This window comes from Acinetobacter sp. ANC_7634 (assembly GCF_056779875.1).
In genome coordinates this window covers 64200-86969 of the sequence record NZ_JBWYIT010000008.1, presented here as the reverse complement: position 1 = coordinate 86969, position 22770 = coordinate 64200, and the positions used below count along the sequence as shown (strand labels likewise).

At 38.3% G+C, this 22770-nt stretch carries 22 protein-coding genes and 8 tRNA genes; 20 read left to right on the top strand and 10 right to left on the bottom strand.

Annotated features, from left to right (window positions below; translation table 11 throughout):
- Nucleotides 1-23 precede the first annotated feature (23 nt).
- The 3 genes from dapE to AC1M9A_RS09690 form a co-directional block, all read right to left on the bottom strand.
- A complete protein-coding gene (gene dapE / locus AC1M9A_RS09700; RefSeq protein ID WP_035269063.1) occupies nucleotides 24-1157 on the bottom strand; it encodes a succinyl-diaminopimelate desuccinylase in 1134 nt (377 codons plus the stop codon).
- Between the two features lie 138 nt (nucleotides 1158-1295).
- Nucleotides 1296-1448: an entericidin A/B family lipoprotein gene (locus tag AC1M9A_RS09695; protein WP_092766976.1), complete on the bottom strand. Its 153-nt coding sequence runs from the start codon at nucleotides 1446-1448 to the stop codon at nucleotides 1296-1298.
- A 126-nt stretch (nucleotides 1449-1574) separates the two neighbouring features.
- Nucleotides 1575-2423 (bottom strand): DUF1853 family protein, encoded by an 849-nt coding sequence (locus AC1M9A_RS09690; protein ID WP_481610105.1) that lies wholly within the window; start codon nucleotides 2421-2423, stop codon nucleotides 1575-1577.
- Nucleotides 2424-2519: 96 nt separating this feature from the next.
- On the opposite strand from AC1M9A_RS09690, the gene AC1M9A_RS09685 reads away from it, so the two are divergent.
- The 11 genes from AC1M9A_RS09685 to AC1M9A_RS09635 all read left to right on the top strand — a co-directional run bounded on the left by AC1M9A_RS09685 (nucleotide 2520) and on the right by AC1M9A_RS09635 (nucleotide 5095).
- On the top strand, nucleotides 2520-2888 hold the full coding sequence (locus AC1M9A_RS09685) for a YbaN family protein (protein ID WP_035269059.1): 369 nt from the start codon (nucleotides 2520-2522) through the stop codon (nucleotides 2886-2888).
- A gap of 36 nt (nucleotides 2889-2924) precedes the next feature.
- Nucleotides 2925-3452, top strand: coding sequence for a cell wall-recycling L,D-carboxypeptidase ElsL (elsL, locus tag AC1M9A_RS09680; RefSeq protein WP_035269058.1), 528 nt, complete (start codon nucleotides 2925-2927; stop codon nucleotides 3450-3452).
- A 212-nt stretch (nucleotides 3453-3664) separates the two neighbouring features.
- Nucleotides 3665-3740 (top strand) — tRNA-Val (locus AC1M9A_RS09675).
- Between the two features lie 22 nt (nucleotides 3741-3762).
- Nucleotides 3763-3839 (top strand) — tRNA-Asp (locus AC1M9A_RS09670).
- 49 nt (nucleotides 3840-3888) lie between these two features.
- Nucleotides 3889-3965, top strand: a tRNA-Asp gene (locus tag AC1M9A_RS09665).
- 22 nt (nucleotides 3966-3987) lie between these two features.
- Nucleotides 3988-4063 (top strand) — tRNA-Val (locus AC1M9A_RS09660).
- Between the two features lie 13 nt (nucleotides 4064-4076).
- Nucleotides 4077-4153 (top strand) — tRNA-Asp (locus AC1M9A_RS09655).
- Between the two features lie 23 nt (nucleotides 4154-4176).
- Nucleotides 4177-4252 (top strand) — tRNA-Val (locus AC1M9A_RS09650).
- A 51-nt stretch (nucleotides 4253-4303) separates the two neighbouring features.
- Nucleotides 4304-4380, top strand: a tRNA-Asp gene (locus AC1M9A_RS09645).
- A gap of 92 nt (nucleotides 4381-4472) precedes the next feature.
- Nucleotides 4473-4548 (top strand) — tRNA-Val (locus AC1M9A_RS09640).
- Between the two features lie 76 nt (nucleotides 4549-4624).
- A complete protein-coding gene (locus tag AC1M9A_RS09635; RefSeq protein ID WP_035268330.1) occupies nucleotides 4625-5095 on the top strand; it encodes a DUF2750 domain-containing protein in 471 nt (156 codons plus the stop codon).
- Between the two features lie 5 nt (nucleotides 5096-5100).
- Here AC1M9A_RS09635 and AC1M9A_RS09630 read toward each other — a convergent pair whose 3' ends face one another.
- The 5 genes from AC1M9A_RS09630 to AC1M9A_RS09610 form a co-directional block, all read right to left on the bottom strand.
- Complete coding sequence (locus AC1M9A_RS09630; protein ID WP_481610104.1) at nucleotides 5101-5841, bottom strand: YdcF family protein; 741 nt, start codon at nucleotides 5839-5841, stop codon at nucleotides 5101-5103.
- A gap of 142 nt (nucleotides 5842-5983) precedes the next feature.
- Nucleotides 5984-8590: a PepSY domain-containing protein gene (locus tag AC1M9A_RS09625; RefSeq protein ID WP_481610103.1), complete on the bottom strand. Its 2607-nt coding sequence runs from the start codon at nucleotides 8588-8590 to the stop codon at nucleotides 5984-5986.
- Between the two features lie 155 nt (nucleotides 8591-8745).
- A complete protein-coding gene (locus tag AC1M9A_RS09620; protein WP_035268336.1) occupies nucleotides 8746-9306 on the bottom strand; it encodes a YcxB family protein in 561 nt (186 codons plus the stop codon).
- Between the two features lie 101 nt (nucleotides 9307-9407).
- On the bottom strand, nucleotides 9408-11582 hold the full coding sequence (gene yccS, locus AC1M9A_RS09615; RefSeq protein ID WP_481596315.1) for a YccS family putative transporter: 2175 nt from the start codon (nucleotides 11580-11582) through the stop codon (nucleotides 9408-9410).
- A gap of 146 nt (nucleotides 11583-11728) precedes the next feature.
- Nucleotides 11729-12436, bottom strand: a complete 708-nt coding sequence (locus tag AC1M9A_RS09610) for a nitroreductase (RefSeq protein WP_481596314.1) — start codon at nucleotides 12434-12436, stop codon at nucleotides 11729-11731.
- 376 nt (nucleotides 12437-12812) lie between these two features.
- On the opposite strand from AC1M9A_RS09610, the gene AC1M9A_RS09605 reads away from it, so the two are divergent.
- From AC1M9A_RS09605 to AC1M9A_RS09585, 5 genes are all read left to right on the top strand, one after another.
- A complete protein-coding gene (locus AC1M9A_RS09605) occupies nucleotides 12813-14066 on the top strand; it encodes a DcaP family trimeric outer membrane transporter (RefSeq protein ID WP_481610102.1) in 1254 nt (417 codons plus the stop codon).
- A gap of 511 nt (nucleotides 14067-14577) precedes the next feature.
- Nucleotides 14578-15825, top strand: coding sequence for a sodium/glutamate symporter (gene gltS, locus AC1M9A_RS09600; RefSeq protein ID WP_180028146.1), 1248 nt, complete (start codon nucleotides 14578-14580; stop codon nucleotides 15823-15825).
- A gap of 132 nt (nucleotides 15826-15957) precedes the next feature.
- Nucleotides 15958-16953, top strand: coding sequence for a patatin-like phospholipase family protein (locus tag AC1M9A_RS09595; RefSeq protein WP_481610101.1), 996 nt, complete (start codon nucleotides 15958-15960; stop codon nucleotides 16951-16953).
- Nucleotides 16954-17106: 153 nt separating this feature from the next.
- Nucleotides 17107-17286 carry a hypothetical protein gene (locus AC1M9A_RS09590; RefSeq protein WP_035268348.1) on the top strand — a complete coding sequence of 60 codons (180 nt, stop codon included), beginning with the start codon at nucleotides 17107-17109 and terminating at the stop codon, nucleotides 17284-17286.
- Nucleotides 17287-17456: 170 nt separating this feature from the next.
- Complete coding sequence (locus AC1M9A_RS09585; RefSeq protein ID WP_179998589.1) at nucleotides 17457-17972, top strand: acyl-CoA thioesterase; 516 nt, start codon at nucleotides 17457-17459, stop codon at nucleotides 17970-17972.
- Nucleotides 17973-18003: 31 nt separating this feature from the next.
- Here AC1M9A_RS09585 and AC1M9A_RS09580 read toward each other — a convergent pair whose 3' ends face one another.
- Nucleotides 18004-18354, bottom strand: a complete 351-nt coding sequence (locus AC1M9A_RS09580; protein ID WP_228143104.1) for a hypothetical protein — start codon at nucleotides 18352-18354, stop codon at nucleotides 18004-18006.
- Nucleotides 18355-18580: 226 nt separating this feature from the next.
- Entirely contained in the window at nucleotides 18581-18811 is a 231-nt protein-coding gene (locus AC1M9A_RS09575) for a hypothetical protein (RefSeq protein WP_035268355.1), read from the bottom strand.
- Nucleotides 18812-19392: 581 nt separating this feature from the next.
- Here AC1M9A_RS09575 and AC1M9A_RS09570 point away from each other — a divergent pair.
- From AC1M9A_RS09570 to sbmA, 4 genes are all read left to right on the top strand, one after another.
- Entirely contained in the window at nucleotides 19393-20394 is a 1002-nt protein-coding gene (locus AC1M9A_RS09570; RefSeq protein ID WP_481596311.1) for a CobW family GTP-binding protein, read from the top strand.
- 102 nt (nucleotides 20395-20496) lie between these two features.
- Nucleotides 20497-21027 carry a YaeQ family protein gene (locus tag AC1M9A_RS09565; RefSeq protein WP_035268360.1) on the top strand — a complete coding sequence of 177 codons (531 nt, stop codon included), beginning with the start codon at nucleotides 20497-20499 and terminating at the stop codon, nucleotides 21025-21027.
- A gap of 38 nt (nucleotides 21028-21065) precedes the next feature.
- On the top strand, nucleotides 21066-21404 hold the full coding sequence (locus tag AC1M9A_RS09560; protein ID WP_035268363.1) for an FKBP-type peptidyl-prolyl cis-trans isomerase: 339 nt from the start codon (nucleotides 21066-21068) through the stop codon (nucleotides 21402-21404).
- 165 nt (nucleotides 21405-21569) lie between these two features.
- Nucleotides 21570-22769 (top strand): peptide antibiotic transporter SbmA, encoded by a 1200-nt coding sequence (gene sbmA, locus AC1M9A_RS09555; RefSeq protein ID WP_481596310.1) that lies wholly within the window; start codon nucleotides 21570-21572, stop codon nucleotides 22767-22769.
- The last annotated feature ends 1 nt before the right edge of the window (nucleotide 22770 follow it).

The window sequence follows — 22770 nt, the reverse complement described above, 5'->3', positions numbered from 1 at the left end:
TTCATTGCTCTTAAATTTTAATGTTATGCCAATAGCTCAATTAAGATTTTTTCATAAATTTCAGCCAAAGGTTCCAAATGTGCGATTTCAACATGCTCATTAATCTGGTGGATCGTGGCATTAAGTACTCCAAGTTCGAGTACCTGAGCTCCAGTTGGTGCGATAAAGCGACCATCTGATGTACCACCACTGGTTGATAATTCTGTTGTCGTGCCAGTCACATCCAAAATCGCTTTTTTGGCAGCATTGACGAGCTCTCCAACAGGGGTAAGGAATGGTAAACCTGATAGTGTCCACTCGATATCATACTCAACGCCGTGGCGATCTAAAATTTCATGTGTACGTGCTTTTAATTCATCAGCAGTAACTTCTGTAGAATAACGGAAGTTAAATAATAAGTTCATCGTGCCAGGCACAACATTGGTTGCACCCGTTCCAGCAGAAATATTCGAGATTTGGAAAGACGTTGCAGGGAAATACTCATTGCCTTGATCCCATTCTGTCTCACATAATTCAGCAATTGCTTTTGAGGCTGTATGAATTGGGTTAATTGCCAAATGTGGATAGGCCACATGCCCTTGCTTACCTTTCACGGTTAAATTGGCATTGAGAGACCCACGACGGCCATTTTTAACAATGTCACCTAAAGTATTCGTACTTGACGGTTCACCGACCAAACACCATGTCATTTTTTCTTGGCGTGCTTCTAAAGTTTCTACAACTTTCACTGTTCCATTGATAGATGGACCTTCTTCATCTGAAGTGATCAGAAAAGCAATCGAACCTTTGTGGTCTGGATGCTTAGCAACGAAACGTTCAGAGGCAATTACCATGGCTGCCAACGCCGTTTTCATATCTGCACTGCCACGCCCGTATAACTTTCCATCTCTAATTTCTGGGGCGAATGGATCGGAGTTCCACGCTTCTAGATTGCCTGTAGGAACAACATCAGTATGACCCGCAAAACAAAACACAGGTGATTCAGTCCCGCGACGAGCCCATAAGTTATCAACATCTTCAAAACGCATATTTTCAATGTTAAAACCAATCTTTGATAATCGATCAGCCATAATATTTTGACAGTTATGATCGACTGGAGTCACTGAAGGTTGGCGAAGTAATTGTAAGCTTAAATCGAGTGTTGCAGATTGGGTCATGGAAAGAAATCGAATTGGTCAAAGTCGAACTATCATAAAGTATGTTGAATTTGATGCAAAATATTAATCATTCAAGGGAATCAAATTTAAATAAAAAAAGCCCTATTAAAAAATAGGGCTTTTAGCTTCAACTTCGAATTAGTTGTTACGAATTTCGTTTGAAGTTTTTTCAGCAGTATTTGTTACAGTTTCCCCAGCTTTTGAAACGTCTTGTCCAAAACCTTTGAATGTATTACAACCAGTTAATACAAATGCAACTACGAATGAAGCGGCTAATACTTTTTTCATCATTATCTCCAATGATTGTAAATTATTTTGATGCTTAATCAGAATAAAAATTAATCATTTAGAAGAATATGAGAGTTTTATTATCAGAATGTTATTAATTGTATTCGATACATTTTTTTATTACACGAACTACACGTAAGGAAGCTTTAATGCTGGTTGACGGTACATATAAAACTGATTTGTCTGTACATTGTGATAAAGCCCATTGCTCCACCAATGTGCTTCATTTGAAGTCTGACTCGCATTCGGACAAATCCATTCCTGTCTTTCCAGTCGATAAAAAGATGATCGTAATTGATGTCCCCATGTGCCTATACGACGATGTGGGCTGACCCAGTTGGGTATGGTTTGAAGTTCGGTATGATACGGAAAGTAGAGTTGACCTTTCATCACCGCAATTTTTCGATCAATTTTATAAGTATTGGCTTGAGTAAATTGAAATTGCTTTTGCGTAAAATGATTGAGCTTTCTAAATAGAGTGTCGCTTCGATTTAATCCGTACCAATGTTGAAGTTGAAAGTCTTGTTCTGCTAAATAAAATTTCAATGCAACTTCCCATTGTTCAATTTCTTGGGTGTGATGATTTAATATCACAAAGTCAATTTCACCCAAAGTATGGCGGCCGTCAATGATTTGAACACTGTGATCTAACAGCGAAAAATCAGCTTGATCGCGTTGATCATCTTGCAGCCAGAACCACATTAAATATTCAAAGCGCAAACCTAGACGCGTACTTTTAAGTTGCTGAATAAAATCAATCAGCTCTTGTGGGTTTTGATCTAGATCATGCAGTCTGGAGATATATTTTTCGTACTGAGTTTGCCAAAATTGTTCATGGTGCAATTCAAAAGGATGAACGATCGTTAATTCTTTAGGCGCAAAACGAATAATATTAGGACTTGCGATGACAAAAGCCAGTTGACGTACAATTGTATGATGAAAGTTCTGCCATGGCTCATAAAAATCAGATTGCACCATTACTCCAACTAGAATTCAAAATTGAAAATAAATTTACAATCAGACACTACCACAAAAGCATATATACTAGTGAGATTCAACTGAATGAGTTGCGGTATGAAAATCGTGTTTTGGCGGAGCTTGGTCATTATTTTTGTGACTCTAGGTTTTATTGGTGCGCTATTGCCAGGATTGCCAACCACAGTCTTTTTAATTCTTGCCGCATGGGCTGCTTCAAAAGGTTGGCCACAGGTTGATGATTGGCTACTCAATCATCCTAAATATGGACCAACACTGCGAAATTGGCGTGAGCATGGCACGGTTCCACGCAAAGCAAAATGGCTCGCCTCGATGATGATGTTGATCAGCGGTATTCTTATGCTTTATACCAATGCTCCTGATTTAGTAAAAATTTTTACGAATCTCACCATGCTAATTGTCGCGATTTGGTTGTGGTTAAGACCTGAATCAAAAAATATTGTTTAAATAAATGATTAAAAATAATTTAACCCTGAGTTTTGTATGAACCCAAATCTTGAAAGTTATACCCTAAGTCAGGCGGATATCCTGATTGATATGGCGAAACAAGTTCTATATGTACCACGTATGAAAAAAAGCTATTTGGTGTCTACTGGATTGAACGGTATAGGTGAACAGGAAAATTCAGGTAAAACACCAAGAGGATGGCATCGCATTGAACAAAAAATTGGCGATGACCACCCAATCAATGCTGTTTTTAAAGCACGTATTTGGACTGGGGAGATCTATGATGTGGAACTTGGTGAGCAATTTCCAGAACGTGACTGGATTCTAACTCGAATTCTTTGGTTAGCAGGTTTAGAACCTGGTTTTAATCAAGGGGAGGGTTGTGATACCTATAATCGATATATCTATATTCATGGTACGCCAGAGTCAGAACCTTTAGGTATTCCTAAATCACATGGATGTATTCGAATGCACAGTGCAGACGTCATTGAGCTATTTGATATATTGGACGAAGGCGCTTTAGTCTATATTTCAGAACAAGAGATCGAATTGGATCAAATTTAAATCAGAATCGTAAAATGTGTTGTGATAAAAACTTTGAATAAAAATAAAAACATATCTCTAATCAGGCAAATAATAGACAAAAAAGCGATTTTTCAAGAGAAATGATCTATTTTTTAATCATTCAAACTGAAAAACTGAGAAACCTGTAGAAAAGCGTTTGACAGTATCTGAGGATTCTCTATAATGCACCACACAAACGATGAAGTCGTAAAGGGCGCTTAGCTCAGTTGGTAGAGCGTCTGCCTTACAAGCAGAATGTCGGCGGTTCGATCCCGTCAGCGCCCACCAAGCCTTTACGTTAAGTTTTAGTGCAGCGGTAGTTCAGTTGGTTAGAATATCGGCCTGTCACGCCGAGGGTCGCGGGTTCGAGTCCCGTCCGCTGCGCCACTTTAAACTTAATAGATTGTTTGTACTTTAATAGAGATATTACATAAGTGCAGCGGTAGTTCAGTTGGTTAGAATATCGGCCTGTCACGCCGAGGGTCGCGGGTTCGAGTCCCGTCCGCTGCGCCATTTTATGTAATGACCTTATTAAGGGCGCTTAGCTCAGTTGGTAGAGCGTCTGCCTTACAAGCAGAATGTCGGCGGTTCGATCCCGTCAGCGCCCACCAGATTTTTTGTGATGCAGCGGTAGTTCAGTTGGTTAGAATATCGGCCTGTCACGCCGAGGGTCGCGGGTTCGAGTCCCGTCCGCTGCGCCATACTAAAAATCAAAGCCTAATAAGGGCGCTTAGCTCAGTTGGTAGAGCGTCTGCCTTACAAGCAGAATGTCGGCGGTTCGATCCCGTCAGCGCCCACCATATTCAAGCTGAAAAGCTTATATGACCCTAATTGCGTAAGCAGTTGCCGTTGCAGCGGTAGTTCAGTTGGTTAGAATATCGGCCTGTCACGCCGAGGGTCGCGGGTTCGAGTCCCGTCCGCTGCGCCATTTTCTAGATCCCTTGTCTAGATATAATGGTTTAAATCAGCAAGATTTCTTTCTTGCATCTTAAAAATAGCGGTGCTATTTTTATTCCTCAAGGGCGCTTAGCTCAGTTGGTAGAGCGTCTGCCTTACAAGCAGAATGTCGGCGGTTCGATCCCGTCAGCGCCCACCATATTCTTTCTATAAAAAGTCTTTTAAGTTTCTATAATTTATATAAAATATGATGAATTCATGTTTATAATAGAATTATGAGAAATCCATACCAGCGTAAGCCTTCAAGTACCTCTATTGCCTCTACAGTTGTCTCTCCAAAAGAACAATACCAACAATTTATGGAAACAATTGTAGCTCAGGCTAAAGTTTATAGTTTATATAATGATGGTTGGGCATTGTGCTCCACTCCATCTGGTCAGCGCACGCTTGCTGTTTGGCAAAGTAAAGGAATGGCACAATTATTGGTTCGTGATAAGTGGGAAAAATATCATGTGGAGGAAATCCAACTGATACCATTTATTGAACAAGTTGTTCCTTATATTCGACAACATAATACTCACTTGTCACTGAACTTGATGCCAGAAGGTCAAAATGTTTTGGTATCGGGGCGACAATTTCTAATTGACCTAAAAGCTTATCTATACCAGTTATCGATCGATCAACCTGAAAAATTAAATAGAGAAGGGGTTCCTTCTCCTCGAAAAATCCGAATACATGATAAATAAAAAATTTAGTATTCTTTTAAGATCCAGCCACTAATATAAGCAAAATATTCTCTAAGCCATGCGTTATATCGTGTGGTTAAAGGAGTTTCAGCACTGACTGATGTGATTTGGGTATAACCTTGAAATCGGGCAATGGCTGCAGCACGTGGGGTATGAAAATCACTGGTGACAACCACAATATGACTATCTTGGTTTAAGCCTATTCTGTTTAGCAGCGGAACACTGTTTTTTAGATTGAGTTCGGTGCTGGTGCTTTGACTTTCTTCAAATATACGCTGTGGGTGAATACGATACTTGTCGATCAAATATGCTTTCATCACTGCAGCTTCAGTAATTTTCTGATCAAAACCTAAACCGCCAGTTACAATAATAGAACTACTGGAATATTGAGCGGCGATCGTTGCACCTTGGTCTAATCGAGCCTGAAGCGTTGGGGAGGGTTGGTTATTGATTAAACCACTACCCAAAATAATAATCGCATCAGGTGGTGTATTCATGATGGGGGAATGATTTGATTTAGCTAAAAAATTAAAAAAAATAGCCAAGCTGATTAACCAGATGGAAAAAATTGTCCATCCCATTTTCCAAAACAAGTTAAAGTTAGAATGATTCAAACGGTAGTGTTGGATTTTCTTATTAAAAAACAGACATACAATAATCATTATGCCAATAAATGCTGGAAGTACAGTACCTAAATGAATTTTATTTTGACTGATTAAAATGATTCCATCGATTAATAGTATCAATGCTATTAACCAAGCGAAAAATTTTAAAATCCTTATATACATTCGATATCATCACTAGTGGGAAATGCGAAAAAGTATAGCGCATAAAAAAACCGAGCAGATTAAATAAAAATCGTGCTCGGGTTTGATCATAATAACCGTGTTAATAAACGTCTCTACGGTAGCGACCAGCTTGTCTTAATTCATCTACAGTAGTTTCACCTAAGATTTCAATTAAGGCTAGATCAACATCGCTTGCCATACCATTGATACTGCCGCACACATAGATTACAGCACCTTGATGAATCCATTTAACGACTTCATCCGCATTTTGACGCAGAATATGGTGTACATAGACTTTTTCTGGTTGGTCTCGAGAGAACGCAAGATCAATACGCTTTAACATCGCTGTATTTTGCCAAGCTTCGATTGTTTCTTTATAAAAGAAATCATGTTCGCGTTGGCGTTCACCGAAGATGAGCCAGTTGTCAGTGTAGTCTAAGCGTACGCGAGCTGAAATTAAGCTCATTAGCCCTGCGATTCCTGTCCCGTTACCGATACAGATAATCGGTCGATTATCATCAATTAAATGGAATGATTCATTGGTTCGAATACGAAGTTGTACCTGAGCACCAACCGCAACATGATGTGTTAACCAGCCTGAGCCTAAGCCGAGTTGCTGTTGTTCATCACGTTGTTGACGTACCACCAATCGCATCATGCCTTGAGTTGGAATACTAGCAATCGAATATTCACGAGTAGGTAAGTTTTCAAGCTGCTCAACGAGTTCTTCAGCTGTATTAAATGGCTGAATCTCGCTATTTAAATTTTTATTCCACAGGCTTTCAACTAAGGTTTGACCTGTAGTTGCGAGAACTAAAGCCTCATCTAAGTTGTGTTGTTGTAAAAATGCTTGAATATGTTCAATGCTATTGCCTGGTTGAATTTCTGCAATATCTCCAGCTTGCCAGATCGCGTCGTGATCAGACTCAAGCTCTAAATTATAAGCAGGTTGACCCAAACTGTTTGGATTGAGCAGTGTACGTTTTTGAAGTTTCCATTGATCAAAGACTTTATCAATAGATAGTGTTGCTAATTCCAATTGAGCAGCTTGTGCGAGTGCATCTGTCCAATTTTGAATATCTTGGTTATTGGCATTGTCCACTTCAATCACATTAAAGAGCGGAGTTGCACCAGATGCACTGAACCAGTCATAAATACGATGACCAAAACTACAATAAGTGTCAGGATATTCACGTGAACCAAGTGCCATAACTGCGAATTGAGCATGACTTAGATTCAGTGGATGAGACATCAATTTCTTTTCAAAGCTTGCAGCTAAGTCTGGAGCTTCACCTGTACCGTAAGTACTCGCGACCACTAGAATTTGAGATGCTGTTTGTAGCTCATCAGTGGTCAGGCTTTGCACTGATTTAACAGTGACGGGTTGGCGTGCTGCTTGCAGAATTGAAGCTGTACGCCAAGCCAATTGCTCGGATACACCAGTTTGACTTGCATAAGCGATGAGCCAAGGTTTGGCATTTGGATCAACATCAACCATTGCTAAATTTTGCTTCGCTTCACGGGTCAATTGTTTTTGCTTGCGGCGTTTGAGGTAGAGCATCCAACCAGTCACAAAGAATAACGGCATAGCGAGTGCAGCTAACATCGCGAAGAACTGGTAAATAGGACCAAAGAAGCTGCCACGGTGTACAGGTAACATGCTGCTCATGATTTTTTCATTGAGTTTTTTGTCTTCGTACAATTCAACATCTTTCAATTGATTCGTATTTAAGTCGACAGTCGCTTTGTTACGAGCACGTTCATGTTGCGGAACAGGATCAACGAAACTCAGTTCTAATTCACCGTTTGCACGTTTAGGAATGGTGAAGGTTACGGAAGAAAATTGATTTTTAAACTGTTGATCAAATGTAGACCAAGATTGGTTGAGCGCAAATTGAATCTGTTCTGTTTGGAGTGATTTACGCTCTTCACGTCCTTCACGTCCTTCACGTCCTTCACGTCCTTCACGTCCTTCACGTTGGGCGTTTGGTCCAGTGTTTGACCCAGGGCCACCCGCTTGCATTTGGGGTTGCGGGCGCTCAACACCAAGCACTTTAAACATGCCGTTGCGCCACCAGTCATATGACCAATATAAACCTGTACAAGCCAACATGAGATAGAAAATAGCCACCCATGTTCCAACGACTGCGTGTAAATCCCAAATAAAGTTTCGACCTTTTAATTTGGGTTTAACTGAAAACCATTGTTTGAAACTGTGTTTTTTCGGCCAACGTAGATATAAGCCACTGAGGACAAAGAAAATAAGAATCAGTGTACATGCACCGGTAATTTGTTTTCCAACTGGTCCGACTGTCAAGTTACGATGTAGTTGTTGTACGAATGCGAAGAATTTTCGACCTTTAATTTCAGGTAGTAATTCAGCACTGTAGGGATTGATCATCATGGTCAAACCACGACGTTCGCCTTCCTTCGCAACATTGATACTTGATGAGTCAGTAGGTTGAGCAGCAATCGTAATGCTATTGATTTTAAGGTCAGGATGCTCCTGCTGGAAATGTTGATAAATTTCAGCTGGTGTTAATTTTGGGCGTTGTTCAGCAACAACTGTATAACTTTCCTGATTGATCAGCTTGATAATTTGCTGCTCATAAGAATATATTGCCCCAGTGACACCCATAAGTGCCAAAATAAGGCCTGCTGTTATTCCGAAAAACCAGTGTAACTGGAAAAATATTTTCTTGAACATAAGGGTCTGAGTGAATTGGAATTTTTGAATGGTGCGATTATAACCTAACTCAAAAAAAGTGGAATGTATTTGAAGATAATATTTATTCTCATTCTCATATAAAAAATTGTGATAAAAAAACCTCCAAAGCCGGAGGTTTTAATATAAAGCCGTATTTACAGTGATTTTGGCTCACCTACGCTTTCTTTAAGATGTTTACGGATGGTCTCGAAAGAGAAGTTTTTGCTGTTCATTCGTTTTGGCAAGATATAAGCGCCTTGCTGACCTTTAACTTTAAAGTTCACCAGAATGAAATCTGGCGTGTTATACCACTCATAGATATCTTTCCAACCAATTGAACCTACACCTTCTTGTAGTCCCATTTTTTGACGCATCACGATACCATGAGGCTGAACACCTAATTTAATTCCAGTAATTTCTTGTACTGGAAACTCATTCATTTTACGTTTAGCGTACCATTCTAGTCCAAACTTTCGCACTAAAAAGTATGTCAGCACACAGACTAAAGCCACCCAGCAAAATACAGTAGAGTAATTTTTAATAAAAATTAGACCCAAAATTGCAAGCGCAGTAATTGCACCCATAATAGCCCAAGCTTTAGTTCCAATTTTATTTGTGCTGCGCCAGATTGCGAGTTGCGCATGGCGTTGTTCAGCTTCAGTAACCTCGTAAGGAACGGGTTGTAAAGTGTAGGCGTATAAGTTTTTTGCAGTCATAGTTTCGTTAACAAAATGTGTATATCTGAGCAGAGTTTAGCATTAAATTAATACAATCAGGGAGTATATTGTACTAATTTACTGCCTTGAAAATTCAACATTTACAGTGATGCCAATGCGCTGGATTGAGTATCATGTTCATGACTTAAACTTTGTTTTAAGGTGCTCAATCGTCTTAATACACCAAGCATTAAAGAAAGTTGCTGTAAAACAATCAATGATTTATGTGAATCCTGATCATCTTTATTCAAACGTTCACGAATCGCGGACTCCAAATTTGTCAGATTTAGCTCAGGGAATTCATCTCGTAAAAAAGCACCTTGGATATCATTTAACGCTTGTTGAAGTAGTTCTAATGTTGACTGATCTTGAATTTTTTCACGGTGTGCACCTAGCGCAGCAATATAGCTGATAAATGTATGATTGAGACAGAGGAACTCAAATGCTAGAGATTTTTGCGTTGGATCAAAATCAGGTTCTGTTGCTAATGTCGATATGAGTGATGCGACATCCGCATCACGATTATGTGCAGTGCGGCGGACTACGCGGTAGTTCAAACTATTATTACGTCCATGATGGTACTGTTGTACGACTTCAGTAAGATACTGGCATTGAGCTTCGAGTGAACGTCTGATTGAATGGGGGAGTCGTCTGAATTTCCAATCTGGAAAAATAAAGCTTACCCCAAACCATGCCAATGCACAGCCAATTAAAGTATCTAACATTCTAGGAAATGCTGCTTGGAAACCTAAACCGTCCAAATTGAAATTAATTAAGGCTAAGATCGTAATAAAGGCAGTGGCTTGCGCATATTGCTTACTGCGTAATTCAAAAAATAGGACACCACTCACAATTAATAATAAGAGTTGACCTTCAACAGAAGGAACGAAATACAGAATTGCAAAACCAAGAGTAATGCCACCGAGTGTTCCCATGATCCTGAGTCTGAGTCGACGTTTTGTGGCGTTGAAGTTTGGTTGACTAACAAATAGGGCTGTTAACAGTACCCAATAACCGTATTCGATATTGGTGACTTGAACAAATACATATCCGATGAAAAGTACGATGGAAACACGAATTGCATGTCGAAAGAGAACGGATTCAGGGGTTAAATTTTGTTTGATACGAGAAACGATATCTTCCCAACCTTTCAGATCGTCATCTTTAAGTTGGTTTTCTAAATGTTTAGTGCGGTCAAATTTAATATGCCGTTCAGTTTCAAGATTTCGTAATTGAGCATCGATGGCTTTTAAGTTCTGGAGTAAGGCAAAAAGAGCATTAACCCAGATAAGATCATGTTTTTGTTCATCACGGATTTTTTCTAATGACTTTCTGAGATTACTAAATGCATGTTCAAAACGAGGATTATGCTGGTAAGTTGTGCGATTTAAGATGCTTTCACTTAAATCTTTACATGCTTTTGCTTGCAGTGTCAAAATGCGTTGGAAGCGAAATAAAATATCACTATGTTCAAAGGCTTTGGTTAATTGTTGATAATCAATATGCGCAGAGTCAGCGCGCTCGTGAATATCCTGTGCAATAAAATAATATTGTAAGCTGCGACGGGTATCACTTTGACCACGGTCTCCTTTTAGTCGGGTAAGGAGTGTGGTTTTCATATCATTGAAGATACCTACTAATTTCCCATTTTCCAGCGACAAACTGATCATACTTTTTTGGTAGCTATAGCCTGTCATATCCACATCAAAGAGATTGGATTTAGCAAAAAGGAAATCACCGAGTGAAGAATAGCTTTTCGAGAGTTGATCTTGAACTTGTCGAGCTGGAAAAAGCAAGAAACTAAGCGTAGACAAGATCCCATACCAAATGGCACCAATCACCAAAAGACTGGGTTGCATGTACCATTCGTCAAAAATATCAACACCTAGCATGGCATAGACAGAAATCACTAAGCAACCATATGAGATGGTGGCATAACGTCTGCCTAATGAGCCTAGTAAAATGAGACCAATACAAGAGATGATCAGGCCTGAAGCAAAAAGCACAGGATATGGGAATAACAGTTGAACAGAAGCTGCCGCAATAAAGAAACCAATATAGGTATAAATCAGATTCATGATACGTACTGAGAAGCGATCATCGATGTCGCTCAGCCCAGCAGCAACAACCCCTAATGTTAATGGAATTGTCATCAATTGCTGATCTAACAGATAGGGAATAAACGCGGTACCTGCGAAAGCGACGATCATCCGCAGGTTATACATAAATGAAGTATTATAGGTCGCTTTTTTAAGCTGAATCAGCCATTTGTTCAAACCAGAATCCTTTATGAATAGAGGATAGGGGGAGATGAATATAGGTTGAATATTCATCTAATTTAAATAGGGATTATATGCTTGAAATTAACTGTTTGTCTTTATAAAACCACCCTAACTGAATGAGCGTTTTGATCCTTAAAAAATCAGTCTTCCAAGAAAACAGCAAACTCTTCAACTGGAACTCGAGGTGTTCTGAAAGTATTCACAAGCGCATCAGGGTCGGCATAGCCTAAAGCCATCCCACAAACGAGTTCTTCGTTGGCAGGAGCATCCAGAACATCAGTGACGATTTGATGAAAATGATTCCATGCCGCTTGAGGGCATGTATCTAAACCACGTGCTTTTGCTGCTAGCATAACATTTTGAATCATCATGGAAATATCCATTTTAGAGCCAATGCCCATGGCTTTATCCACGGTAAAGAAAATGCCAACAGGTGCATCAAATAATTGATAGTTTCTAAGATGTTGTGCAGCCATCTTATCCTTTTCACCTTTTTGAATGCCCAGCAACCCATAAAGTCCCCAACCATTTTCACGACGACGATCGATATACGGGGAAATCCATGTTTCTGGATAATAAGCAAAAGTCTCGTTGTATTGTTGAGCAAGTTCAGGGTTTTGATAAAGTTGCATTTGTGCATGACAAACTTGATCAATTAAACGTTGACGACGTGCGCCTGTCACCACATAGACTTTCCAGGGTTGAGTATTTGTGCCAGAAGGTGCTCTTGATGCGACTTCTAAGATTTCTTGGATAAGTTTTGTGTCTACGGGGTGATCTAAAAAGGCACGTATAGATTGGCGGCCAGTGATCACTTCATCAACGGCTTGAGTATGTTCTGTGGACATTGCAACTCCTATTTGAATAATTTTGGATGATCCATGATGTCTCTACGACTAAGGTATAATTTTGAATATGCTTTTAAATAAAGATTTTATAAATTATACAGATATAAACTTTTTTCAATTCATCATCAGAAATTGTGATTGAGAAAATTGGTTTTGACAATAAAAAACATTTAATTATGAAACATAAGTTGCTAGATTAAGTTACAACGAATACACATTATGTTACGTATTTATTTTAATCAATTCATCAAATTTAAAAAAAAGCAGTTTAGTGCATCGTTGATTATTTTAAATTAATCAAACGTTGTGATTGGGATTCAGCAGGTTGACCAAGCATATATGCACGGATGCAAGATGAAATAATTGGAGATTTTTAATGAGTCAATCAAAACATCAAACATTTTTAAAGAAAAGTTTAGCAATCGCAGTTGCAACTTTTGCAGTTTCTACTGCACAAGCAGCGACTGAAAAAGATGAAATTCAAAAATTACGCCAAGAGGTTGAAGCGTTAAAAGCTTTAATTCAACAGCAACATCAAGTACAACAACAGCAGCAAGTACAATTGGCTGAAGTTAAAGCTCAACCAGTAGCAGCAGCGCCTACAAACTTGAAAACTAAAGCAGGTGCTGAAGTTAATCTATATGGTTTTGTACGTGGGGATGCAAACTATATCATTGAAGGTGCTGATAATGACTTTAATGCTGTAAACAGCGTTGGAACGAGTAATAATCCGTTAGTTGAAGATAAATTACGTGCAACGGCTAAAACAACACGTCTTGGTTTAGATTTTAAATCTAAAGTAGAAGGGGCTGATGTTGGTGGTAAAGTAGAAGTGGACTTTGCAGGCTCAAATGAAGCACTACGTATTCGTCATGCATACTTAACACTGAATAATTGGTTATTCGGTCAAACTACTTCAAACTTCTTGTCAAATCATGCCCCAGAAATGATCGATTTTGGTACCAACATTGGTGGCGGAACAAACCGTTTACCGCAAGTGCGTTGGGCACATAAATTAGCGCCTACAACTCAATTATTTATTTCAGCTGAAGAGGGTAATTCTAATGGAGATGGTATTAAATATCGTCTTCCAACTTTAACTGCAAAAGTTACGCAAGCTTATGCAGAGGGTAAAGGTAATGCTTCAGCTCGTGCCTTAATCGAAAATTATAAATCTGATACCGCTGGTGATGATAAGACTGGTTTTGGTGTAGCGATCGGTACAAATTACCAAATTAGCGAACCACTCAAAGTATCTGCTGACGTGTCTTATGTAAAAGGGAACAGTAACTATTTATATGGCTCAAATAGTGCTTATGTTGTCGATGCAAATAACAATATTGAACAAAATGAGTTTATTGCAACGCAACTTGGTGCTACATATAAGTTTTCACCTCAGTTACGCTCAACACTGGCTTATGGCGCACACTATGCTGATGACAGCACGGGATATGCTAAAGCGAACCCAAGTGCAAATGAAACTGTTCAACAAGCATGGATTAACTTTATCTATACACCTGTGAAACCTGTTGATTTAGGTGTTGAATATATCAATGGTAAGCGTGAGACTTTCGCAGGTCAAAGCTATAATGATGACCGTGTAGGCCTAATGGCGAAATACAGCTTCTAAGCATGATCTATAAAAAAACCGAGCATAGTCTCGGTTTTTTTATTCACTTGTCATTCATCAGTTCAGACTAAAGAATGTCTGAATTTTGCTGATTGAATAAACAAAAGTAATGCGAAATATAAAAAAAAGTGCATAATGTTCGGCTTAAACAGTGAGCAGTCCTGATCATCAGGAATTTCTTAATCATTTTAAGTTCACTAAAACATATTTAAGTGTTTGTTTGAGCCATAAATCAATTGTATCTAGCAAAACGCATGTCTAAGAATAGAGTGCGTTTTGTGCTACTGATTTATTTTGAAAAGTGTATGTTTTTTATTAACAAGATTGAATCCAATGAAATCGAGGAATTAATATATTGTTACTCAATTAAAAATTTTATCTATTCTTTTAGATAATCAATATTGAATAAGGATATGTTTATTTTTGGATGTGAGATTCGAAATAAATCTTATTGATTAAAAAACAAGCATAATATGAATTAACAGTCATCTGTATTTGCTGAGAATTAATGATGGAATTTACTTTTAACGCTTTTTACACGTTAATTGCTGCAGTAATAGTTTTATTGCTTGGCCGTTTTCTTGTCAACAAAATCGACTTCTTAAAAAAATATAATATCCCAGAGCCTGTAGCTGGTGGTTTGGTGGCTGCCATAGTTTCGTTAATTGTTCACAATTTGTGGGGTTACAGCATTACCACGAGTAGTGAATTGCAAACCAGTTTCATGTTGGTGTTTTTTGCATCGATTGGTTTGAGTGCAAACTTCGCCAAACTCAAAGAAGGTGGTATGGGACTGGTGATCTTCCTGATCTGTGTCGCATCATTTATTATCGTACAAAACTTTGTCGGTATGAGCCTTGCAACGTTACTTGGTATTGATCCACTTATTGGTTTAATTGCAGGTTCTATTACCTTAACGGGTGGTCATGGTACTGCTGGTGCATGGGGTGAGATTTTAGAAGTCGAGCATGGTATTCAAGGTGCTTTAGCACTGGGTATGGCAAGTGCGACATTTGGTTTGATTATTGGTGGTTTGATTGGTGGTCCATTAGCGAAATTATTGATTAATAAGCACCAGCTTTCATCACCAGTGACGAATTCGGTTGAAAAAGACACACGTGATGCGAATGCAATTGCAAATCCGAATGATCAAGGCGAGTTTGTGCCTTTTGAAAACCGTAATCAAGTTCGTTTAATCACTGCGGATAATGCGATTACCACATTAGGTTTATTTGCTGCGTGTTTGGCATTTGCTGAATTTATGACAGGTTATAGTAAAGGCACTTGGTTTGAGCTTCCAACTTTCGTTTGGGCATTAGGTGGTGGTGTTATTCTGCGTAACATCCTCGAAGGTCTGATGAAAGTTGAAATCTTCGATCGTGCAATTGATGTATTTGGTAATGCCTCTTTATCGTTATACCTAGCAATGGCACTTCTTTCACTTAAGTTGTGGCAATTGGCTGATCTTGCAGGCCCATTGGTTGTGATCTTAACAGCTCAAACCTTAACTATGGCATTGTACGCAGCATTTGTCACTTTCCGTGTGATGGGTAAAAACTACGATGCAGCAGTTCTTGCAGCAGGTCACTGTGGTTTCGGTATGGGAGCAACACCAACAGCTGTTGCAAACATGCAGGCGATTACAAATATGTATGGTCCTTCACATAAAGCATTCCTCATTGTACCTTTATGTGGCGCATTTTTTGTTGACTTAATTAATGCAACTGTAATTCAGATGATTTTAAAATTCTTTGCTTAACATAAAATCTTCTTAATAAAATGTCATGTACAAAAAGCCCCGCATATGGGGCTTTTTGTCATAAAAAATTCATACAGACGACCTGTCAATGATATGCTTTCATTCATTTTTGATTTTTTAATTTCTGATGCAATGAAGAAGTTTGTACTCCTGATTTCCCTCTTACCTTTGATTGGCTTACAAGCCTGTCAACAGGTTGTAGCCAAAGCTCAGCTTTCAAAATCTGTGTCTACACCTTTGGTGGATGCTTCATCTCATATCATTAAAAATAAGCATAAGAAAACTGATGCCCCAAGTATTGCATTGGTGCTTGGGAGTGGGGGAGCGCGAGGCTATGCGCATATTGGCGTCATTGAAGTTTTAGAACAACGTGGAATCAAGCCTGATTTTATTGTTGGTACCAGCGCAGGAAGTATAGTCGGGTCAATATATGCCAGTGGAAAATCAGCAAAATCGCTACGTGAAGTTGCATTAAATATGCAAGTCAATGATGTACGTGATTTTAACATTGGTATTCAAGGCTTTTTTGATGGCGCTAAGGTTGAGAACTATGTCAATAAACAAGTGGACTTTATGCCCTTAGAACAGCTTCCTATTCCAATGTATGTGGTGGCAACAGAGTTAAAAAATGGAAATTTAACAGTATTTAACTATGGTAATACTGGGCAAGCAGTGAGAGCTTCTATCTCTATTCCAAGCATGTTTATTCCAGCTAAAATTGCTGATAAGGATTATGTTGATGGCGGTTTAGTGAGCCCTGTACCAGTCAATGTGGCGAGAGAATTAGGGGCAGATATTGTCATTGCTGTTGATATTTTGGCCCAGCCAGAGCACACGGAAACCTCGAATGTGTGGGGGATGTTTAATCAAAATATAAATATTATGCAAAATAAGATCGCGTATAACGAGCTAAAAAATGCAGATATTGTGATACAGCCAGATCTAAGAGAAAAAGCACATATCTTTGATGTTAAGGGTCGTGAAAATACGATTCAAGCAGGTATGACTGCAGCATTGAACAAAGTTAGTTTATTAGATCAGATACGTCATCGGACGATAGGACAATATGATGCTCATCAGTATCCTGCCCATGATGATAGTAAAAGAGCTGTTTGTTTAAATTGCTAAATTGAATCAGATCTTAATTGTCTCATAAAATATATATAAAAAATAAGTAAAATCATTGTTATAAATTGAATGATTGTTATATTGGGGTCATAAAAATGAGGGTTAGTACTTTATCTAACCCTTAAAAAGATGAAATATAAATTAAGGTGTAGTGTGTCAGTTTTTCAAGTTGGTCAAATTGTTTATTTAGCGTCAAATTCAGATATTACATTCGAAATAATACGAATTAACTATGATGAAACCTATGAAATCCAAGTCAAGAATCAAGCATCGTTAAAGTTAAAATACGATAATATTTCTGCTGAGATGCTTCGTTTAGTCAAAGATGAATAAATTTTAAGCAAATTTATCATAGCTTCTGAGAGTGAATGATTTCCTCTGATACTTTTAAGCTATCAAGCCTTGAAATTATTGGAGTTTGTTTCTGATTTAAACATTTTATAATCAAGAAAAAAGTTATAATAGTGTATTAAATCTCCTGTCATGATTGAGTTCTAATATTTATGTCCGAATTTAACCAAGCGTTACCGCTTGCAGATGATCAGTCTGAATTAACGATGTCTGTATTAATGACGCCGGATATGGCGAATTTCTCAGGTAATGTACATGGTGGAACAATTTTAAAGCTGCTTGACCAAGTTGCTTATGCGTGTGCAAGTCGATATTCAGGTTCTTATGTGGTAACTTTATCTGTTGATAAAGTGAACTTTAAAGAACCAATCCACGTGGGTGAGTTGGTGACTTTTTTAGCCAGTGTGAATCATGTGGGGCGTACCTCAATGGAAATTGGGATCCGCGTTGAAGCACAAAATATTCAAAAACGTACGGTACGACATACCAATAGTTGTTATTTCACAATGGTCGCTGTGGATGAGAATGGGAAACCAAAACAAATTCCACCGCTAAACCTAGATAATGACTGGAAACGCTGTCGTTTTGAAGCTGCTGAGCATCGTAAAATTGCTCGTTTGAATGAAAATCATCATCCTTCTTGCAGCATATATAAGAAATCGGTTTAAGAAAAAAGACTTCACCATGTGAAGTCTTTTTTTATGGATTTTGTAGCTTGGCGAGGGTATGTCCATCGACAATCATGTACCAATTCCCTTGTGCATCCTTGTAGGGGTGACGAGTGACAATAAATTTCGTGTTGATAGGACCTAAACCTGTTTCAAATCCAGTATCTGAAAACTGTTTAATTGGAGCTGAAACGGCGGTTTTTTTACTGAGCTGATTGTTACTATATTCTATACGACCATTAGCAGTAATATTCAATTGAACACGACTGTCCGCGCTAATCCAATGTCCTACATAATCCAGTTTATCCTCTGGTAAAGGTTTGGAACATGCAACCAGCCATAGGCTGAGTATAGCTATCCCAAGAAATTTCTTCATTTTCATGTCACGTGCTTAGAATTAAATTGGCTTTTTGGTTAAAATATGTGATTTATTTTTCATTTATATCGTTTTATAATAATTATGTATATGTGTTTATCGTAATTTATAGAGAATTATTCAAAAAAAACAGGCATAAAAAAGTAGAGCTGTAGCAAAGCTCTACTTTTAATCAGATCAAGCCATCGGGGGAAGACTTGGTCTAAAATTCAGTCAACTTATTTTTGATTAATTACTGAGCAGGTTGAGCTACAGGAGCTTCAGTACCTTCTTCAGCTGCAACCTCTGTACCCGGTTGAGCAGCTGTTGGTTGACCAGCAGCAGTAGTTTCAGCATTCACTGGTTGTTCTTGAGAAGAAATCAACACTTCCTGTTTTTTTTCATCTTTTGCTTCTGTTGCAGCAAATGTTGAGAAAGCTGTGAAGGCAAGTGTAGTTGCTAATAAAGTTTTAACTAAATTCATGAGTGGCATCCTTATTCAATAAAATAAATTAGAATTTAATCTCATAAGCTTTCCGAGGAGAGAAGCGAATATGAAATTAAATCTAGATCATCGCGTAAAATGTTAAAAGCTGAATCGCATCTAATACGGTTAGCGAGTCAACGAAATTCATCCTAAGTCCAGAAGCTCAATTGGGCAATCAATGCAACAAAGTGAAACACGATAGTTAACGCACGACTAACAAACCAAGGTGTAATGTAGTTTTTTTGTCTCAATGAGAGTCAATATGCCGCATAAAGTTGTCAAAAAATATGTCATGGTGAAGAAAAAAACAGCAATTTTTTTACTTAGTTTTACATTTGAAAAGGTTCGATTAGAAAATCAAAATTGAAGTTTTGAATTAAATTCAGAGTAATGATCTGTGAAATAGATTTACATATTTTCAATTTTGATTCAACAGTTCACTTATCCTATTTAATTCCAATCATTTAGTCTTTTGAATTCATGCATTCATATAAATTATGAGGAAAATTATCCTAGACTTGTTTTTTAGATAAATTCCGACAAGAATCCGTACACCTCTTCAAATTCAGAGATCCATTTTGAAAGTACTTGCAACTCAGTCAGTGCCTACACATATCATTACAGGTTTTTTAGGTGCAGGGAAAACCACGCTTTTACAACAACTTCTCAAATTTAAACCTAAAAATGAGCGATGGGCTGTATTGATGAATGAGTTTGGTCAAATTGGCGTTGATCAACAGTTATTGCCAAATAATGATGGCTATGAAATCAAAGAGCTATTGGGTGGATGTCTGTGTTGTACAAGTCAATTGCCAATGCAAATTGCATTGTCTCGGTTATTACAAGAATCTCACCCAGATCGGCTATTTATAGAGCCGACAGGGTTGGGTCATCCTGCACAGTTGGTTGAACAACTGACTGAACCACATTGGCAACATCTAGTTGCGATGCGTTCTGTAGTGACCGTGATTGATGGATCTCGTTTACATGACTCTGATTGGATGAGGCAGAGTTTATATCAAGATCAGTTAAAAGCGGCTCAAGTTGTGGTTGTGTCTCATGCTTCGGACATGAATGACATGGATCGAAAAGAATTGGCTGATTTAAAACAACAATATTTAGCTTATATTCCACATTGGCTTGAAGCTGATCAAGGCAATATTCGCTTAGAACAAATTGATTATCCTTATGTGGGAATTCAGCGTTCAATGCAACCCTTATTCAAGGTTCAGCGACAGTTCAAAGCTGATGTGGAAATGCCTGCTGTAAAGCAACTTCCATATCATTACGTCGAACAGGCTCAAGGGTATATTGTGGCAGGATGGAAGCTTCCAAAACGTTGGCAGTTTGATTTTTATGAATTATTAGACATCCTTTGTGAGCTAAAACACTGGGTACGTATTAAAGGCATCTTCAATACCAACCAAGGTTGGATGACATTCAATTTTAATCCTGATCAATTCAATTACAAATCAGGCGAAGAGAATATTGATAATCGGATTGAAGTGATAACCCAGCAGAATCAAGATTGGGAGCATTTAGAGCAATCAATTCTTAAGGCGCGAATCGATGATCAATAAAATCGTTAGATCATTCAACTCAGAATACAGACGGATTGAAAAGCATTTTCTCAATGCACGCTGAATCGGGTATGCTTAGCACCAAATTTGAGGATACCCCTTATGGCGTTAAAAGCGACGATTTATAAAGCAGATTTAAACATAGCCAATATGGATGTTCATCAATATGGCGACTATCAGTTAACGATGGCTCTACATCCGTCGGAAACGATTGAACGTTTGATGGTTCGAGTATTGGCATATGCTCGTTTTGCAGATGAGCATTTAGAATTTACTAAAGATTTATTTGAAACTGATGAGCCAGCACTTTGGCAGAAAGATTTAACAGGTCAGTTAGAAAAATGGATTGAAGTGGGTAGTCCAGACGAAGATAAAGTAAAAAAAGCGAGTGCGCGTTGTAAGGAAGTTGCGGTGGTCACTTATGGATCATCAGTGGATGAATGGTATAAGCGCAACAGTAAATTGAAAACATTGAAAAATGTGCAAATCTGGCAACTCAGTGAAAAAACAACGGCACAAATCCAAGCATTGTGCGAACGTACAATGCAACTGCAATTGAATGTGATGGATGGCGAGTGGACATTGATTTCAGATCAAGGTCAAGCTGAGATTGAGTGGACTCAATTACAGTAAGCCACTAAGATTTTAAAGATTAAATTTGGAGTAAGCACATGACGGCTGAATTAGAAATTATTGACTTGGTGGTAGGTGAAGGTAAAGAGGCTGTAAAAGGTGCTTTAATTACCACTCATTATACTGGTTGGTTGGAAGATGGTACGAAGTTTGATTCATCATTAGACCGTGGTAATTACTTTGAGACTGTGATTGGTACAGGTCGTGTCATTAAAGGTTGGGATCAAGGTATTATTGGAATGAAAGTTGGGGGTAAGCGTAAACTAATTGTGCCTGCACATTTGGCTTATGGTGAGCGTAAAATGGGGAATATTATCCCAGCCAATTCTAATCTAATCTTTGAAATTGAATTGTACGATGTAAAAACTCGTGATTAATTAAAGTCGATGAAAAGCCCTGCATTGCGGGGCTTTTTTATGTTACAACAATCCTGAGCGTGCAATAGATATAACAAAAAATTTCTAAAAAACGCACCGACTCAGCAGAATTAGGATTACTATTCAGAAAATTCATTCAAACAAAATTAGGGATATAAGCGCTGAATGTTTAAGTCATTTTTTCCGAACCCAAAGTGGTTTTTTCTCTCTGTCATCTTATGGTTTTTTATTAATCTCGCTTTATGGTTTTTTGCGGATGGAAAACAATGGGGCGAATATTTAGGTTTTCCTCAAGGTTATGCAGAGGCTGAACTTGCGATTAATATCAGTCGTTTTTGGTCACCGCAATTTTTGTGGTTCTATCTATGGTTCTTGGTGGCGACCGCCTTATTTGCACTGTTTTGGAAAATAAAATCAGACAATCCGTGGCAGCGTTGGTCAGTATGGGGATCTGCATTTATCCTTTTTAATATTTGGTTAACAGTACAAGTCAGCGTTGCTGTGAATGCATGGTATGTACCATTTTGGGATTCTATTCAACAGATTTTAAATTCTGGTGGTGGTGAGGTGGATAAACTCTATGCGGAATCATGGACCTTTATCAGCTTGGCCAGTATTTCAGTGACATCAGGCGTCATCAGCGCTTTCTTTACCAGTCACTATATTTTTAGATGGCGTACAGCAATGAACGAATACTATGTTCAGCATTGGGAGAAATTGCGTCATATCGAAGGTGCTTCGCAACGTGTACAGGAAGACACCATGCGTTTTGCAACGATCGTTGAGGATTTAGGGGTTGAGTTAGTCCGTGCAGTACTGATGTTAATTGCCTTTCTTCCTTTATTATTTGCTTTGTCTGCGAAAGTGCCTGTTTTACCGTTTATTGGTGAGTTGCAATATTCTTTAGTATGGGCTGCGATTGGATGGGCGGTATTTGGTACTGTCTTATTGATGGTGGTGGGTATGAAACTGCCAGGATTAGAATTTAATAATCAAAAAGTGGAAGCGGCATATCGTAAAGAGTTGGTATACGGCGAAGACCATGAAAATCGTGCGCAACCTGCAACCTTAAAACAACTTTTTAAGAATATTCGTGCTAACTATTTTAAATTGTATTTCCATTATGCCTATTTCAACTTGTTTGCACGTTGGTATGGACAACTGGACAATCTCTATATGTTATTTGTGTTGTTCCCCGCGATTGCAGCAGGCCTGTTGACACTGGGATTGATCCAACAAATTATGGGTGTATTCAATCGTGTTCGTGAGTCATTCCAATACTTGGTGAGTTCGTGGAAAACGATTATTGAACTACTTTCTATCCGTAAACGTCTAAAAGCATTTGAATCTATTTTGGATAAGTAGT